Consider the following 15,365-nt stretch of genomic DNA (forward strand, 5'->3'; position numbering starts at 1 on the left):
AACGAGCGCATTAATAGTGTCACGCGCGTTAAGGAATCGCTCACGATCTTCTAAATCGGCACGGGTTAGTAGCATTTGGCCGATCTTGATACCATAAATACCAAACAAAGACTCCCATGTTTGAATCAAGCGACTCTGCCCCACCGCGGCAAGTAACTGCTTACTCGCCATCTCGTTGGGCAATGCGGGGTAACCAAGATGCTCACGGCCTGCTGCAATCGCACCAGACGAAACCATTACGATTGAATGGCCTTGTTTTTTAAGCTCAGCACACTGGCGTGCTAACTCAACCATGTGTGCACGGTCGAGTGCCAGAGTGCCGCCTGTCAGCACACTTGTACCCAGTTTCACAACGACAGTTTGTGGTTGTGAAACAACTGCATTTTGTTGATTCGTTGTCATGATGTCTTCTGAAGTGAAAAACAAATAAAGAGAGGATGTTTTAACAATCAAATAGGGAATTAACAAGAGAAAAGGTGCGTTTTCGCACCTTTTTGTTTGGTATTAAATGAAAACAACCAAATTAAGCGAAATCGAAAGACTCCGTGTGATATTCGACTTCTAATTTGAAGTGTTCTTCTAAAGTATCAACCAGCTTTTGATGGAATGTGCTCTGCGTGAGATACACTTCCTCTACCACTTTTTTGGGAAGGGCTTCAGATACCCATTGCCCTTCTTTGTTGTACTTGCCAATATGATATTTAGCAGTAAAGCCTCCCTCGATGGATTCCAAATCCATCCACCAGCCCCAAAATTCACGCTTCTCAGGCGATTTTTTGTCGTCTACACATACAGATAAACAATCAAAATAATAGCGCCCTTCTTGCGATTGTGGTTCGCGCAGGTAAGGCCCTATCGCCTTCAACTTTGACATCAAGCGAAAGTGAGTCGGGCCCTGAGTCGTCTCTGACATATGAATCTCCGTTTTCATAGTTAAAAGTAAACACCCAAGAATGATTATTATTTTTAATTATCATGAGCTTATTTTTTGCTCAGATATATCACTCTTAACTAATTTAGGAGAATTGTCACCCTAATAATTCATCTTCTAGCCACTTTATGGCTAAATCGAGGGATTGCTCATATCCTTTTGTAATTGTTTTGGAACTGATTTTTTTCGCTCTACCATACTGGCTAAATAGAGCAACAAGTTGATTATCACTGTGTGGCGACACTGGATCGCCTTCAAGACTCAAAGCCAAAATAGGCACTTTGGTTTTTCGACTGCTCAGGAAGCCCTGAACCTTCAATGACCACGCCATCATCTGACCTGCCATGCTATTAATATCAACCGCATTTTTCCCCAAACGGGAAGCCAAAAGATCTAAGTACATCTTCGGCATTTTTTGTAACTTCTGAGGGGAAGTAAAAATATCATGTACGGGTGCGCCTAGAGCGACACAAGCTTTGATCTTTTCCTGCTCGACAAAAGAGAGTCTGATCATGGCATTACCACCAAAACGAAACCCAACTAACCCCACTTTGTGATGATCAACCCAAGGTAGCGAGTAAAGCTCATTCAATACCGCTTGGTGTAGGCAACTTGAATTCTCGGTCAAGGGCCAATGAGAGCTATGCCCTACCGAAGGCATATCCACGGTTAACATTGCAATATCTCGCGGTGCAAGACGATTACGGAACAAACGCCACATGTCGGTTTGTAGAGTATCCAAACCAGCGCTCACCATGACCACAGGCAACTGTTTATCCGTTCTTGGTAAATGGAGGTTCGCGATGATTTTGCGATTTTGGTAAGGCACTTCAATTTGCTTGATGGTGTACTTAGTTTTTTCTGCGCCGTCAGAATACGCTTTGTTTGCCAGTACTTGAGCCTGCGATGCCAAGTTATCATTTTTTAAATGTGGGTAGCCTGCAATACTAAAACACAAAGAAGCAGTGAAGAGTTCATCCGCTGCCTCTTCTCCTTGCATTTCATTTGCTCGCTTCTGATGATCCATACCAAGCTTGATCCACTCAAATGTCCAGTTACCACTGTGATAACCCATTACAGTGTCTAACCAATCATCATTGGTTCGCGAGTGAGAAGATGAAGCAATTTTGGACAGTACGCCTTCCATTTCGATCGGAGACAATCCTTGCCAAGCCCATTGCAAGCGACGCAAATGACGATACCAAGCACGATCACCCTGCGCTTCTCGTTCATCAAGTATTTTTTTACTGGTCGGCATGTACTGGGTAAGCGCGGAGGTTTCTTTTGCTTGCTTATGTTTCACGAACAAAGTTTCGGAAAGATTTTTACTGACGTCTTCAGACATAGGAAGAACCCTAGGCTATTAGCATGATTTAATATCATAATAAAAAAAATGCCCCTATAAAGGGGCATTTCTCAATATTCTTTAACCGCGCTTATTTTTGCTTGCGGTTTACTGGCTCAGCATACTGGATTGACATATCCCAAGGCTGCTCGATCCAAGTGTCTTGAGCAATATCTACAACGTAATCATCCAGCAGCTCTTTGCCTGATGGTTTCGCACACACAGCGATCATTTTCGCTTTTGGATACATCTCACGTAGTTTGCGCGCTGTATCACCACTGTCTACTAGGTCTTCAACGATTAGGTAACCTTCGCCATCACCTTCAGGTGCTTTTAGTACCGTCATATCGCGCTGATGATCATGGTCGTAGCTTGAAATACAGATTGTATCAACATAACGAATACCAAGTTCACGAGCCAAAATAGCGCCAGGAACCAAACCGCCGCGGCTTACCGCCCAAATTCCTTTCCATTGCTCAGCTGGCATTTGTTTTTCAGCCAGTTCACGGCAGTAAGTCTGCATTGCATCCCAAGTGATAATGAATTTTTTACTCATTGTAATAACCTAATAATTTGAAAATATGCATCCTCAAAATCTAGCGAAGTCACTCAAAAGCGGAATGCTCACTAACTTCTCCAAAATGTTTGGAGACGAGGATTTCAAGCTGCGCAAACGATTATTCTACCGAAACACACCGCTAATACCAACGGTGATATCAAAATTCTCTGCCTATTCCGCAGAAAAACCGTCTTCTGTGAACAACGTAAAAAAGAAAAAGCCAGCGTGAATAAATCCACACTGGCTTTTTGCTCGAGAAATTAACCGACGAGGTATTTAACGATGAAGATGGCTGACATCACCCATACACTCATCGACACTTCACGGCCCTTGCCGCTAAATAATTTGATCGCCGCGTATGCGATAAAGCCTAACGTGATACCTTCTGCAATCGAGAATGTTAGCGGCATCACCAAACAAGTCACAACAACTGGCGACGCTTCAGTTAAGTCACGCCAATCAATGCTTACTAGCCCAGACAGCATCAAGATCGCCACATAGAATAGCGCACCTGACGTTGCATAAGCAGGGATCATACCCGCAAGTGGTGAGAACAATAGAGCAAGTAGGAAGAGTACACCAACAACCACGGCTGTTAGACCAGTACGCCCACCCGCAGCTACACCAGAAACGCTTTCAATATAAGATGTCGTGTTAGAGGTACCAAGTAATGCACCTACTGACGTTGCTGTTGAGTCTGCAAGTAACGCTTTGTTTAAACGAGGGATGTTGCCATTCTCATCAGTTAGACCAGCTTTTTGAGAAACGCCAACGAGCGTACCTGCGGTGTCAAATAAATCGACAAATAGGAAAGCAAATACGACGGAAATCATGCCTACTTCAAACAAACCAGAGAAATCCAGTTGCATGAAAGTTGGCGCAATGCTTGGTGGCGTTGACATAATACCGCCCCACTGCACATCACCAAATAGAAGACCAAGCGCTGTAACGCCAAGAATGGCGATCATCACCGCACCTTTCACACCACGGTGAACCAGTGCAATCGTAAGAAAGAAGCCAATCGCGGCCAATACAGATGGCAATGATGTGATCTCTCCCATAGAAACTAATGTCGCTGGGTTATCAACGACGATACCTGCATTTTTTAATGCGATAAACGCTAAGAAAAGACCAATACCAGCTGAAATACCTGTTCGTAGAGAATGCGGGATCGAGTTAATAATCCACTCACGGATCTTAAATACGCTTAAAAGAATGAACAGAAGGCCAGAAACAAATACAGCCGCCAACGCAACTTGCCACGTATAACCCATTCCCAATACAACAGAGTAAGTAAAAAATGCGTTCAGGCCCATTCCTGGTGCCTGTGCGATTGGGTAATTGGCAACAAATCCCATGATAAAACAGCCGATTGCGGCAGCAAGACAAGTCGCGACAAAAATGGCGCCACGGTCCATACCGGTATCCGACAGGATCGCTGGGTTTACAAAAATAATGTAAGCCATAGTTAGGAAGGTCGTAACACCTGCAATGATCTCAGTGCGCACATTTGTGCCATTTTCACTGAGTTTAAAAAGCCTCTCGAGCATGATCGAATCCTGTAAAGGTAAAAAAGTAAACGGTTGCGTAATCGATTGGCGGGAATTATAAAGTTATCAAATAGCAAATTCTAGATAGAATCTTCACTCTAATGCGTTTTTTTTCTTTGGATATGAAACACATTCTCTAACCTATCAAAGTAGGCAAAGGAATATATTCTTACAAAACAATAGGTAACCTAGATAACACAGTTCCCTAAAAGAGAATAAAAACTGAGCAATGTACTAAACTTTCAGATGAAAAAGGCCCATTTTTAACATGGTATCTAACAGATTTGGTGGAAAAGTCGATAAAACCGAAGAATGGGGAATAGAAGAAGGCTTTGATGACAATAAGTGAGTCAGGAAGAGAAAATAGAGATAAAAAAACGCCACCCAATTTGGGTGGCGGTGAATCATGTCAGCACTATCACTGAAAAAAAATTCCAATTTATAGGGGTGAACAAACTGTTCGAGTCACATGCGTTGACTTCACTTAGTAGCCAAAGCTTGTTGGGTATACAAAGTTACCGGTGTAAACAGACTTGCTATTCCAGAACATTGTACTTGGTAAACCTTTCATAACTATCACCTTTTAAATCAATTAAACATTCGTTGATTTCTCGGTTCCTTGGAGGCGATAAAACGGACTCATCCTTTGAGCATTTCATTCTTCTCTCAGAAGCTGGTTACAAATATACCACCAAGAAATTTAATTACAAGCATTTTAGTGATTGGAATCACAAAAAATACATAAATTGACCTTTATCAAAGTTTATATGTAATTAAATTACAATTTTATGAATTAAAAAATAAAGCCACTTTCAGAATGTATGATAGAGAACACATAGTGCTTGTTATTGTATTCACAAACTGTGACAGTTCTGAGAGAAATCCTTGTGATCGCGACTACTCGTACTCCTTATCTGGTGGTATGCTAACGGCAATTTGAAGGCCAAATCGTCTAGCATTTAATGCTACCTTGACAATATTTTTACGGTATATATTTGGCAAAGCACATCAAAAGGAGTCCTCCGTGTCTGAGTTCCATTCTGAGATCAGTACCTTATCACCTGCTCCACTTTGGCAGTTTTTCGATAAGATTTGTTCTATCCCTCATCCATCGAAACATGAAGAAGCATTAGCACAGTACATTATCAACTGGGCAACAGAGCAAGGCTTTGACGTTCGCCGTGATCCAACCGGTAACGTGTTCATCAAAAAGCCCGCGACACCAGGAATGGAAAATAAGAAGGCTGTTGTACTTCAAGCACACATCGACATGGTGCCGCAGAAAAACGAAGACACTGAACACGACTTCACCAAAGATCCAATCCAACCTTACATAGATGGCGAATGGGTAACTGCGAAAGGCACAACGCTTGGTGCAGATAACGGTATTGGTATGGCTTCTTGCCTTGCTGTATTGGCATCTAAAGATATTAAGCACGGTCCACTCGAAGTTCTGCTGACGATTGATGAAGAAGCAGGCATGACTGGCGCATTTGGCCTTGAAGCTGGTTGGTTAGAGGGTGAGATTCTTCTAAATACAGACTCTGAGCAAGAAGGCGAAGTCTACATGGGTTGTGCAGGTGGCGTTGATGGCACCATGACTTTCGATATTTCTCGAGAATCAACGCCTGCAGGTTTTGTAACACGCCAACTGACGCTGAAAGGCCTAAAAGGTGGTCACTCAGGTTGTGACATTCACACAGGTCGCGGTAATGCCAACAAATTACTTGGTCGTTTCCTTGCCGGTCATGCTCAAGAGCTTGATTTACGTTTAGTCGAATTCCGTGGCGGTAGCTTACGTAATGCAATCCCTCGCGAAGCGTTTGTTACTGTCGCGCTTCCTGTCGAAAACCAAGACAAGCTTGCTGAGCTGTTCAACCACTACACTGAGCTGCTTAAAACTGAATTGGGTAAAATCGAAACAGGTATCGTAACCTTTAATGAAGCGATCACGACTGACGCGCAAGTATTTTCAATCGCCGATCAGCAACGATTCATTGCGGCACTTAACGCTTGTCCAAACGGCGTAATCCGTATGAGTGATGAGGTGGAAGGCGTTGTTGAAACTTCTCTAAACGTTGGTGTGATCAGCACAGAAGAAAATAAAGTCACCGTGCTTTGCTTGATTCGTTCTCTCATTGACTCTGGCCGTAGCCAAGTGGAAAGCATGCTGCGCTCGATTACTGAGCTAGCAGGCGCACAAATTCAGTTCTCAGGCGCTTACCCTGGCTGGAAGCCAGATGCAGATTCCGAGATCATGGCAATTTTCCGTGATATGTATGAAGGCATTTACGGTCATAAGCCGAACATCATGGTCATCCATGCTGGTCTTGAGTGTGGCCTATTTAAAGAACCATACCCACACATGGATATGGTTTCTTTCGGTCCAACAATAAAATTCCCTCACTCTCCAGATGAGAAAGTGAAGATTGATACTGTTCAGTTGTACTGGGAACAGATGGTCGCGCTTTTAGAAGCGATTCCAGAGAAAGCATAATTCAATCACGAAAAATGACAAAGGGTGCCATACGGCACCCTTTTTTTGGTTTAGTTGAACCCAACTACACACGGTTTTGCGCGTAAGCGGCTAATTCATCCATTGAGGTTTGTGCAGCAACTTCACCATCAATGTAGTAAGTAACAAACTCACCATCGCGTACACCCATGAGTGTCGCCTTTTCACCGTTACTGTAAGTAATATCCATTTGAACAGTGTTCTCATCGATTTGCTGCATTCGCCCCTGCTCAATGACACGGTTATCCGCTAATGGTGCGATTGGTGCCGTCGTTAACGACTTATCTAACTGGTGATTGACATCAATGTAAGTATCTACCTTTGTATCGAAGATATGTGGCTTACCATTTAACGGGTTCTTACCCGTCCAAAATTCTAGAGAGTTAAACACGATATAATCCGCTGCGATCGCGACACCATAAACAGGCGCTAAAAGCATATTTAGGCCACCTCGAGCGTAACGGTTGTCAACAGCTTTCAAGTTAAACCCCATGACATAACCTGTCACGGCATTACTACCTACGCAACCTGAAAGTGAAACTGCTACCGCAGTCAATGCACCAATTTTAGCAATTGCCTTTTTCATCAAAACCTCTAGTTAGAAAGTGTGAAACCTCAAATTCGGCGCGGATATTATCGGATAAAAAGTAGGGTTAAAAGTCCGTTTTTTTGTCCTCCATGAACAGTATTATTTTTAATACAGTCACATTTTTTAAGGCTATTATTGCGCTCTCTTCTCTATGGCTTGTTATGTATTAAACTGATAGAAAAGATCATATTGAAAACAAAAACTTCACACATACCAAAATTTCACGCATGACGATTAAAGTAATTTGTCGTGTCCTTAATGAGAATGATTAGTGCGATTTTGCAGCAATTGTTACATTGCTGATGACGCATTTGACAGAGATGGTTTATGGCCAGAAGTAAAAAAAGCAAAGTATTTGAGCTCTTAGGACATCAAATACAACCAGGACAACGATTAGAGATCGAATTTGAAGCAGCGAAGCTATATACACATTCGCCTTTATCTATTCCTGTGGAAATCATCCATGGGAAACAAGAAGGACCAGTGTTAATGGTGAATGCCGCTATCCATGGTGATGAGCTTAATGGCGTAGAAATCGTTCGTCAGATCATTAACCAACTGGATCCACAAAAACTGAAAGGCACTGTCATTGCAGTACCTATCGTTAACGTTTTTGGTTTCATCCATAAATCTCGTTACTTGCCCGACCGACGAGATCTCAACCGTTGCTTTCCTGGCAGTGAAAAAGGCGCACTTGCATCTCGTATGGCACACGGGTTCTTTAACAACATTGCCAAGCGTTGTGACTACATTTTGGATCTACACACAGGGGCCATTCATCGCACGAACTTGCCACAGATCCGCGCAAACTTAAGCAACCCAGAAACTCTGCGTATTGCTCAAGCATTTGCAACGCCAGTGATTGTTGATTCAGCATTGCGTGATGGCTCTTTACGCAGTGAAGCAGAAAAATGTGATATTCCAGTGCTCACCTACGAGGCTGGCGAAGCATTGCGCTTTGATCCACTTTCGATCAGCGCTGGTGTGTTCGGGGTTCGGCGCGTAATGCAAGCCATTGGTATGTTGCGTGCGAGCAGGAAAAAGCTGCCTGAGCCTATCATAGCGAAGTCCACCAGCTGGGTTCGCGCGTCAGGTAACGGCATTTTGCGTACTGTCGTTAATCTGGGAGACAAAGTAGAACAGGGGGAAACGCTCGCTTATATTAGCTCTCCTCTTGGTCATGATGAGATAGAACTAAAAGCCCCGAAGCGTGGTTTGGTTATCGGTCAACAAACATTACCATTGGTGAACGAAGGCGATGCAATTTTCCACCTTGCCTATTTTAACCAAGGTGATAATGCTTTAGAGCAAGCAGTCGAAAGCTATATTGAAGGCCTCACTGAATTCGATGCCGAGCCGCTGACAACCGGACAGATACCGTTAGAAACTCAGTAATTCCTATCAAGTAGGCGCCTGATTAGCTCAAAAGGAGCAACAGTGTTCGCACTATCTTGTTTAAAGCCAATAAGCTCAGCGTCCATGATGCTGGGCTTTTTGTTTTATGTAAGCTAACGATACTCATCGCAGTTTCCACGAATGGATAAAAAACTTTACAATCCGTCGCAAAAACACATTTGATAATTAATCTCATTATCATTTATTAATCGCAATAATGTTCTTATAATCCGAGCTTCATAAAAACACTATAAATCATCAATATGAAACGATTAAAAAGTCATCCATTCAAAGTAAATCTCATTTCACTGGCTTTGCTCTTCCCTCTTTATTCATATGCCGAGACAGCGCCAAATGAAGAGCTTGAAGTCATAGGCGTTCGTTATGCCAAACCTATTACCATTGCTGAGCCTGCGCAAACCACCATTAATTGGTCAGAGATTGAAGAGCAACAGTACTCTAATTTTGCCTCAATGATCGATGCCGTTCCCGGTGCATCAATAGATGGTGGCGGTCGTTCTGGTGGCGAACGTATTAACATTCGTGGTTTTGATGATCCAAGCGATATCGCCGTCTTTGTCGATGGCGCTCCAATTGGCTTTCAACAATACCGCTACGGTACCTTCTTTTTTGATCCGTTCTTAATTGGCGAAGCAGAAATTATCAAGGGCGCGCACGACTATCGAGCACTCAACGGGAAGTTTGGTGGCTCCATTCGCATTAAAACCAAAAGTGTCGATGATCTCCTTTACGGCGACAGAAACTTTGGTGCTCGCATCTCAAGTGCATACAACACTAACGGTGATGAGAACGCCTACACGCTAACACTCTATGGTAAAAACGATACTGGTTTTTATTTTCTAGCGAATGGCTCGGTAAAAGATTCTGATGACATTAAAGTCGGAGGTGGTGAAACGTTGGATTACTCAGGTTATGAGCAAGAAAACATGCTCGTAAAGGTCGGTTATGAAAACAACGATCACGAGTTTGAAATTAGCCACACTCGCTACAAAGATGAAGGTCGTAAACCTTGGGCTAACCGCCGCGGAAAAATGCCTAACATCACCGAATACAATATCAAGAAATACGGCTCATTAGAAAAAGCCCAATACGCTTACACCGTCGATAACAAATACACGGACAACACCACAACCATCTCTTACCACTACATGCCGACTAACCCGTATATTGATTTCAATATCAAAATGGCACGTTCCGAAAACGATCGTCATTGGGTTCGCCCTGACGTAGCATTCGAGAAAATGTTCGTTTCTGTTGGCAGTTACGGTCATGAGTCATGGCTGAGTTACGAGCGTGACTACGTTGATGTGTTTAACCAAGCACAATTCGGAGACCACACTCTAGTCACTGGGCTTCAATATCAAAAAACCGATAGAGACTCGTTAGTATTCAACGCATCATACGACAGTAATGAAGCGAAAAACTACGGTTGGTACACCCCTTACTACGAACCATCTGGCACGCAGTCAATTTATGCCGCTTACATTGCTGATCACTATCAAGCAACAGACCGCCTAACAATCACACCTTCTCTGCGTTACGAATACATCAAGAGTGAAGGAAAAGGGAACGCAGCGCCGGATTATAATGATCCAGCTGCCGGACATGACTATGGTGAAACGACGCATAAAGGCTTTAGCCCACGTTTGGATATCGACTTTGATGCGAGCAATAATACGCGTTTAAACGCCTCCTACGCCTACGCTTTAAAAGCACCAACCGTTGATAACATCTACTCAGTGCAATATGCGCGAGCTACCGCTACGGCTACTGCTTTGAATCTGGACGTGTCTCGTATCCATGCTTATCAAGCAAGCGTTATCAACTTAACGGAAGGGCTGGTGAACTCTCGCGATAACCTCGCAACAGAGTTAACTATGTTCTATAACGATGTTAGCGACACAGTTGATATACGAACGGGCGAAAACCTCGACAAAAATACTACTGAGTTACAAAGCTGGAATACAAACCTAGATGGCTTTAAAAACTATGGCTTTGAGCTAATTTCACAATACCGGATTGAAGATTTCTACAGTAATTTCTCAGCAAGTTACATTCGCGGCAAAAACAAAGGTAGCCTATCTGACTCTACAGGTTCAGATGATGATCATCCTGATGTACCGCCATTAAACATTAATCTGGGTTTAGGTTACGAATGGATTCCTGGTTTACGTACGGGCTGGGAAGTCCGCTGGTATGATGCGCAAACCAAAACCAAGGCAAGCGGTAATAATTTAAAAGTGAAATCGCCAAGTGAGCAATACACGCTACAAAACGCTTACGTGGTTTGGGAAATACAACAAGTCGAAGGCTTGAGCGTTGGCGCGGTTGTGAAAAACTTAACCGATCGTTACTACGAAGCATACCTATCTAATGGCGTGCCTTCGCCTGGTCGCGAAGTCAAACTGCACCTCACTTATCAATACTAACCATACCTAAAAGATGCAGGGCAGACATTAACTGCCCTGTTATATCGTATCCAATGGCCATAATTGCACGCCGTTTTATTTATCAGTATTATCATTTCCTTTTGCTTGCATACACATTATGAACAATCTAAAAACACGGCTTCTTCTGATTTGCTTCTTCCCTGTAGGTAGCCTAGCGCAAGCTTCTGAGAACATTGCAGACTACTTACAAGAACAAAGCAAGCACCAAGTTTCAGAAGATTTTTACGCACAGCCAACAGCAAATAACCTGAATCTAGATGCAAAAACTAACTCTTTAACTTGGCACGAAGATGGTAAGCCGGATCACTGTCGTTACGCCAAGCAGCCCAAAGACGTCGCAACACATTTCGACTACGGTGAAGCAAACGATCTATCTGACGGCTTACAACACTTTGATTTACCGGAAAGACATTCTGCAAAGGTCAAATCGACACATCGCACTTATGCTAATAACCCTCACCTTCTTCCTGGCAATAAACAATTTGCAGCCCCTGAAGACGGCACGTTTAGCTTGTCCGTATCGTCGGATTGTTTTTAGCCGATATAAATAAAAAATGCCCTGAGACAAAACTCAGGGCATTTTCACTATTTGTTTGATGGGTAACGTCACCATCTCACCGATTTAAACTTATTCTTCGTCAGTGTCTACTTCGATTTCACGTGCTTTGCGGGCTTCTTCTTTACGAACTTTTGCCGCTAGTTGTTCTGCTTCACGCTCTTGACGTTGCGCGGCTTTACGCTCGTTACGAACCACTTGGTTTTGGATAAATCCAGCCAGTTCTTGTTCAGCCCAAGCTTGTGCTTTCTCTTCGCTGTCAAAGCCTGTTTCACGCTTTGATACTACAGTCTTACGAGATGTCACTTGGCGAGTGATTTCTGCGCTCCAGCCGTTACGTTTTTCAGTGACGCGGATAGCAAATTTTGGATTCTTAGACATTTCTTTCATTTCCTAAGGGATTTAGGGATCAATCAGGGATTCGGTCAACTTGATAACTCCATCTAAGCTGAGCTGTTTAACACCATCCCTCGGTAAGCGCGGTATTAGAGCATAAAAGTAATCTAAACGCTGCAAGTTTTTTACGCTAGATAATAGATGACAAAGAAGAGGCAGAACAAAGCAACGTTTCGCCAAGTCACTAGAAAGAGCGACGAAGAAAAAAGAGTGATAAGAAAAAAGAAAGCGCTGGTCTCTCAACCAACGCTTTACTTAAGCTAGATTAACCTTTGGTTAATTAACCGATATTCTTACGGGCATTTTGGAACATACGCATCCAAGCGCCATTTTCACCCCAACCTTCCGGAGCCCAAGAATTTGCAACTGTGCGGAATACGCGCTCTGGGTGAGGCATCATGATAGTTACGCGACCGTCTGTTGTTGTTAAACCGGTAATCGCGTTTGGCGAACCATTCGGGTTGTTCGGGTATTGTTGTGTTGGGTTACCGAGGTTATCCACGTAACGAACCGCAACCGTACCTGATGCTTCAATCGCTGCTAGGTGCTCTGCATCACGTACTTCTACACGCCCTTCACCGTGGGAAACCGCGATTGGCATGCGCGAACCAGCCATTCCGTCGAAGAATACAGAATCAGATTTCTGAACTTCAACTAGACTAAAGCGCGCTTCAAAACGCTCAGATTCGTTGCGCACAAAACGTGGCCACAAGTCTGCACCTGGGATCAGCTCTTTCAGGTTTGATAGCATCTGACAACCGTTACATACACCTAAAGAGAACGTCTCTTCACGGTTGAAGAAGGCTTGGAACTGTTCACGAGCTTGTGCGTTAAACAGGATAGACTTAGCCCAACCTTCACCCGCACCTAGTACGTCGCCGTAAGAGAAGCCACCACAAGCTACTAGGCCATGGTATTCATCCAGTACCGCTTGGCCCGTTAGGATATCGCTCATATGGATGTCGGTTGCTTCAAAACCAGCTCTGTCAAACGCTGCTGCCATTTCGACGTGGGAGTTAACGCCCTGCTCACGTAGAATTGCCATCTTAGGTTTAGCACCTTTCGCAATGTACGGTGCTGCAACGTCTTCATTTACGTCGAAGCTGAGCTTAACGTTTAGACCAGGGTCAGAGTTGTCTTTCTTAGCTTCGTGCTCTTGGTCTGCACACGCTGGGTTATCACGTAGACCTTGCATCTTATGCGTTGTTTCAGCCCAGATAACGCGTAGTTCGGTACGTGAACGTTCAAGTACAACTGCATCACCAGAAGTGATAACAAAGTCGTCTGAAGCTTCAACAGAACCAATCACATGTGAGCATGCCTCTAAGCCGTTTGCCGCCAGAGTAGATAGAACTGAATCTAGATCATCATTCTTAACTTGAACAACCGCACCTAGCTCTTCGTTAAATAGAACGGCTAGCGCATCATCACCCAGCTCTGCGATGTTCGCTTTTACGCCACAGTGGCCCGCGAATGCCATCTCAGCCAGTGTAACAAAAAGACCGCCGTCGCCTTTATCGTGGTAAGCCACTAGCTTGTCATCACGTACTAACGCTTGCATTGCATCAAAGAAGCCTTTTAGCTGCTCTGCATTATCTACGTCAGCAGGTTTGTCACCCAGCTGTTTGTATACTTGTGCCAATGCTGTCGCACCTAAGCGGTTTTTGCCGTTACCCAAGTCAACAAGAACTAGAGAAGTCTTTCCGTTGTCAGTGCGTAGTTGTGGAGTCACGGTCTTACGTACGTCTTCCACACGACCAAATGCCGTGATAACTAACGACAGTGGAGAAGTGACTTCTTTGCTCTCGCCGTTTTCTTCCCACTTGGTTTTCATCGACATGGAGTCTTTACCTACTGGGATAGTCAAACCTAACGCAGGACACAATTCTTCACCAACTGCTTTCACTGCTTCGTAAAGACCCGCATCTTCACCTGGGTGACCCGCTGGAGACATCCAGTTCGCAGACAGTTTAATGTGTTTAATATCACCGATGTCTGTTGCCGCAATGTTCGTTAGTGACTCACCAACGGCTAGGCGAGCCGATGCTCCAAAGTCTAGTAATGCCACTGGCGTGCGCTCACCCATCGACATTGCTTCGCCATGGTAAGTGTCGTAGCTTGCCGCTGTTACTGCGCAGTTTGCTACTGGTACCTGCCAAGGACCAACCATTTGATCACGAGCAACCAGACCCGTTACTGTTCGGTCACCGATAGTAATTAGGAATGTTTTTTCTGCAACAGCAGGAAGACGAAGTACGCGATCCACCGCTTCATTAAGCTCAATACCATCACGAACAATGGCAGGGCTTTCCACTTTTAGTGTGGTTGCGTCGCGGTGCATCTTCGGTGGCTTACCAAGCAGGATATCCATTGGCATATCGATTGGCGTATTGTCGAAGTGAGAATCTTCTAGCGTTAGATGACGCTCTTCTGTCGCCACACCCACCACTGCATACGGTGCGCGTTCACGCTTACAGATGGCGTCGAATGCTTCCATGTTTTCTGGCGCTACCGCTAGAACGTAACGTTCCTGTGATTCGTTACACCAGATTTCCAGTGGGCTCATGCCCGGCTCATCGTTTGGTACATCGCGTAATTGGAACTTACCGCCACGCTCACCGTCGTCGACAAGTTCAGGCAATGCGTTAGAGATACCGCCTGCACCCACATCATGGATAAATGCGATTGGGTTGTCGTCGCCTAACTGCCAACAACGGTCGATCACTTCCTGACAGCGACGTTCCATCTCTGGGTTTTCACGCTGTACTGAAGCGAAGTCCAGATCTTCTGCTGACTGACCAGATGCCATGGAAGATGCCGCACCACCACCAAGACCGATGTTCATTGCCGGACCACCAAGTACGATTAGGCTCGCACCCACTGGAATCTCTTTCTTCTGTACGTGTTCATCGCGGATGTTACCCATACCACCAGCAATCATGATTGGTTTGTGGTAACCACGAATTTCTTCACCCGCATGAGAAGTGACTTTTTCTTCGTAAGTACGGAAGTAACCCAATAGATTTGGACGACCAAATTCGTTGTTGAATGCCGCGCC

At 44.3% G+C, this 15,365-nt stretch carries 11 protein-coding genes and 1 pseudogene; 4 read left to right on the top strand and 8 right to left on the bottom strand.

Annotated elements, in window-relative coordinates; genetic code table 11:
- The 5 genes and pseudogenes from IQR33_RS27550 to IQR33_RS27570 form a co-directional block, all read right to left on the bottom strand.
- Positions 1–402 (bottom strand): annotated as a pseudogene (locus IQR33_RS27550) (glutamate 5-kinase); the annotation flags it as partial.
- A gap of 121 nt (positions 403–523) precedes the next feature.
- The gene (gene crl, locus IQR33_RS27555; protein WP_005381584.1) at positions 524–913 is read right to left on the bottom strand and encodes a sigma factor-binding protein Crl; all 390 of its coding nucleotides are present in this window, start codon (positions 911–913) and stop codon (positions 524–526) included.
- A gap of 115 nt (positions 914–1,028) precedes the next feature.
- The gene (gene frsA / locus IQR33_RS27560) at positions 1,029–2,276 is read right to left on the bottom strand and encodes an esterase FrsA (RefSeq protein WP_005381586.1); all 1,248 of its coding nucleotides are present in this window, start codon (positions 2,274–2,276) and stop codon (positions 1,029–1,031) included.
- 91 nt (positions 2,277–2,367) lie between these two features.
- Positions 2,368–2,832: an oxytetracycline resistance phosphoribosyltransferase domain-containing protein Tet(34) gene (tet(34), locus tag IQR33_RS27565; protein ID WP_005381590.1), complete on the bottom strand. Its 465-nt coding sequence runs from the start codon at positions 2,830–2,832 to the stop codon at positions 2,368–2,370.
- 263 nt (positions 2,833–3,095) lie between these two features.
- The gene (locus IQR33_RS27570) at positions 3,096–4,385 is read right to left on the bottom strand and encodes an NCS2 family permease (protein WP_005381592.1); all 1,290 of its coding nucleotides are present in this window, start codon (positions 4,383–4,385) and stop codon (positions 3,096–3,098) included.
- A 1,024-nt stretch (positions 4,386–5,409) separates the two neighbouring features.
- On the opposite strand from IQR33_RS27570, the gene IQR33_RS27575 reads away from it, so the two are divergent.
- Positions 5,410–6,882, top strand: a complete 1,473-nt coding sequence (locus IQR33_RS27575; RefSeq protein WP_115385776.1) for an aminoacyl-histidine dipeptidase — start codon at positions 5,410–5,412, stop codon at positions 6,880–6,882.
- A gap of 64 nt (positions 6,883–6,946) precedes the next feature.
- On the opposite strand, the gene IQR33_RS27580 is transcribed toward IQR33_RS27575, so the two are convergent.
- Positions 6,947–7,486, bottom strand: coding sequence for a DUF3332 domain-containing protein (locus IQR33_RS27580; protein WP_005381596.1), 540 nt, complete (start codon positions 7,484–7,486; stop codon positions 6,947–6,949).
- Between the two features lie 330 nt (positions 7,487–7,816).
- Here IQR33_RS27580 and IQR33_RS27585 point away from each other — a divergent pair, with 330 nt between their 5' ends.
- From IQR33_RS27585 to IQR33_RS27595, 3 genes are all read left to right on the top strand, one after another.
- Complete coding sequence (locus IQR33_RS27585; protein WP_054576939.1) at positions 7,817–8,884, top strand: succinylglutamate desuccinylase/aspartoacylase family protein; 1,068 nt, start codon at positions 7,817–7,819, stop codon at positions 8,882–8,884.
- A 263-nt stretch (positions 8,885–9,147) separates the two neighbouring features.
- The gene (locus IQR33_RS27590) at positions 9,148–11,334 is read left to right on the top strand and encodes a TonB-dependent receptor domain-containing protein (RefSeq protein WP_171346003.1); all 2,187 of its coding nucleotides are present in this window, start codon (positions 9,148–9,150) and stop codon (positions 11,332–11,334) included.
- A gap of 118 nt (positions 11,335–11,452) precedes the next feature.
- Positions 11,453–11,893 carry a hypothetical protein gene (locus IQR33_RS27595; RefSeq protein WP_005381599.1) on the top strand — a complete coding sequence of 147 codons (441 nt, stop codon included), beginning with the start codon at positions 11,453–11,455 and terminating at the stop codon, positions 11,891–11,893.
- A 90-nt stretch (positions 11,894–11,983) separates the two neighbouring features.
- Here IQR33_RS27595 and IQR33_RS27600 read toward each other — a convergent pair whose 3' ends face one another.
- Both IQR33_RS27600 and purL read right to left on the bottom strand, forming a co-directional pair.
- Positions 11,984–12,292 carry a DUF3622 domain-containing protein gene (locus IQR33_RS27600; RefSeq protein ID WP_005381600.1) on the bottom strand — a complete coding sequence of 103 codons (309 nt, stop codon included), beginning with the start codon at positions 12,290–12,292 and terminating at the stop codon, positions 11,984–11,986.
- Between the two features lie 295 nt (positions 12,293–12,587).
- On the bottom strand, positions 12,588–15,365 hold a 2,778-nt coding region (purL, locus tag IQR33_RS27605), incomplete at its 5' end, for a phosphoribosylformylglycinamidine synthase (RefSeq protein WP_193844230.1).

The sequence above is a fragment of the Vibrio sp. OPT46 genome, assembly GCF_015163535.1.
In the GTDB taxonomy this organism is placed as follows: domain Bacteria; phylum Pseudomonadota; class Gammaproteobacteria; order Enterobacterales; family Vibrionaceae; genus Vibrio; species Vibrio alginolyticus.

What these genes read in the sequence shown, in the direction of transcription:
- crl (WP_005381584.1), bottom strand. Translation starts at nt 913, where the DNA reads ATGTCAGAGACGACTCAGGGCCCGACTCACTTTCGCTTGATGTCAAAG.
- frsA (WP_005381586.1), bottom strand. Translation starts at nt 2,276, where the DNA reads ATGTCTGAAGACGTCAGTAAAAATCTTTCCGAAACTTTGTTCGTGAAA.
- IQR33_RS27570 (WP_005381592.1), bottom strand. Translation starts at nt 4,385, where the DNA reads ATGCTCGAGAGGCTTTTTAAACTCAGTGAAAATGGCACAAATGTGCGC.
- IQR33_RS27580 (WP_005381596.1), bottom strand. Translation starts at nt 7,486, where the DNA reads ATGAAAAAGGCAATTGCTAAAATTGGTGCATTGACTGCGGTAGCAGTT.
- IQR33_RS27585 (WP_054576939.1), top strand. Translation starts at nt 7,817, where the DNA reads ATGGCCAGAAGTAAAAAAAGCAAAGTATTTGAGCTCTTAGGACATCAA.
- IQR33_RS27590 (WP_171346003.1), top strand. Translation starts at nt 9,148, where the DNA reads ATGAAACGATTAAAAAGTCATCCATTCAAAGTAAATCTCATTTCACTG.
- IQR33_RS27595 (WP_005381599.1), top strand. Translation starts at nt 11,453, where the DNA reads ATGAACAATCTAAAAACACGGCTTCTTCTGATTTGCTTCTTCCCTGTA.
- IQR33_RS27600 (WP_005381600.1), bottom strand. Translation starts at nt 12,292, where the DNA reads ATGTCTAAGAATCCAAAATTTGCTATCCGCGTCACTGAAAAACGTAAC.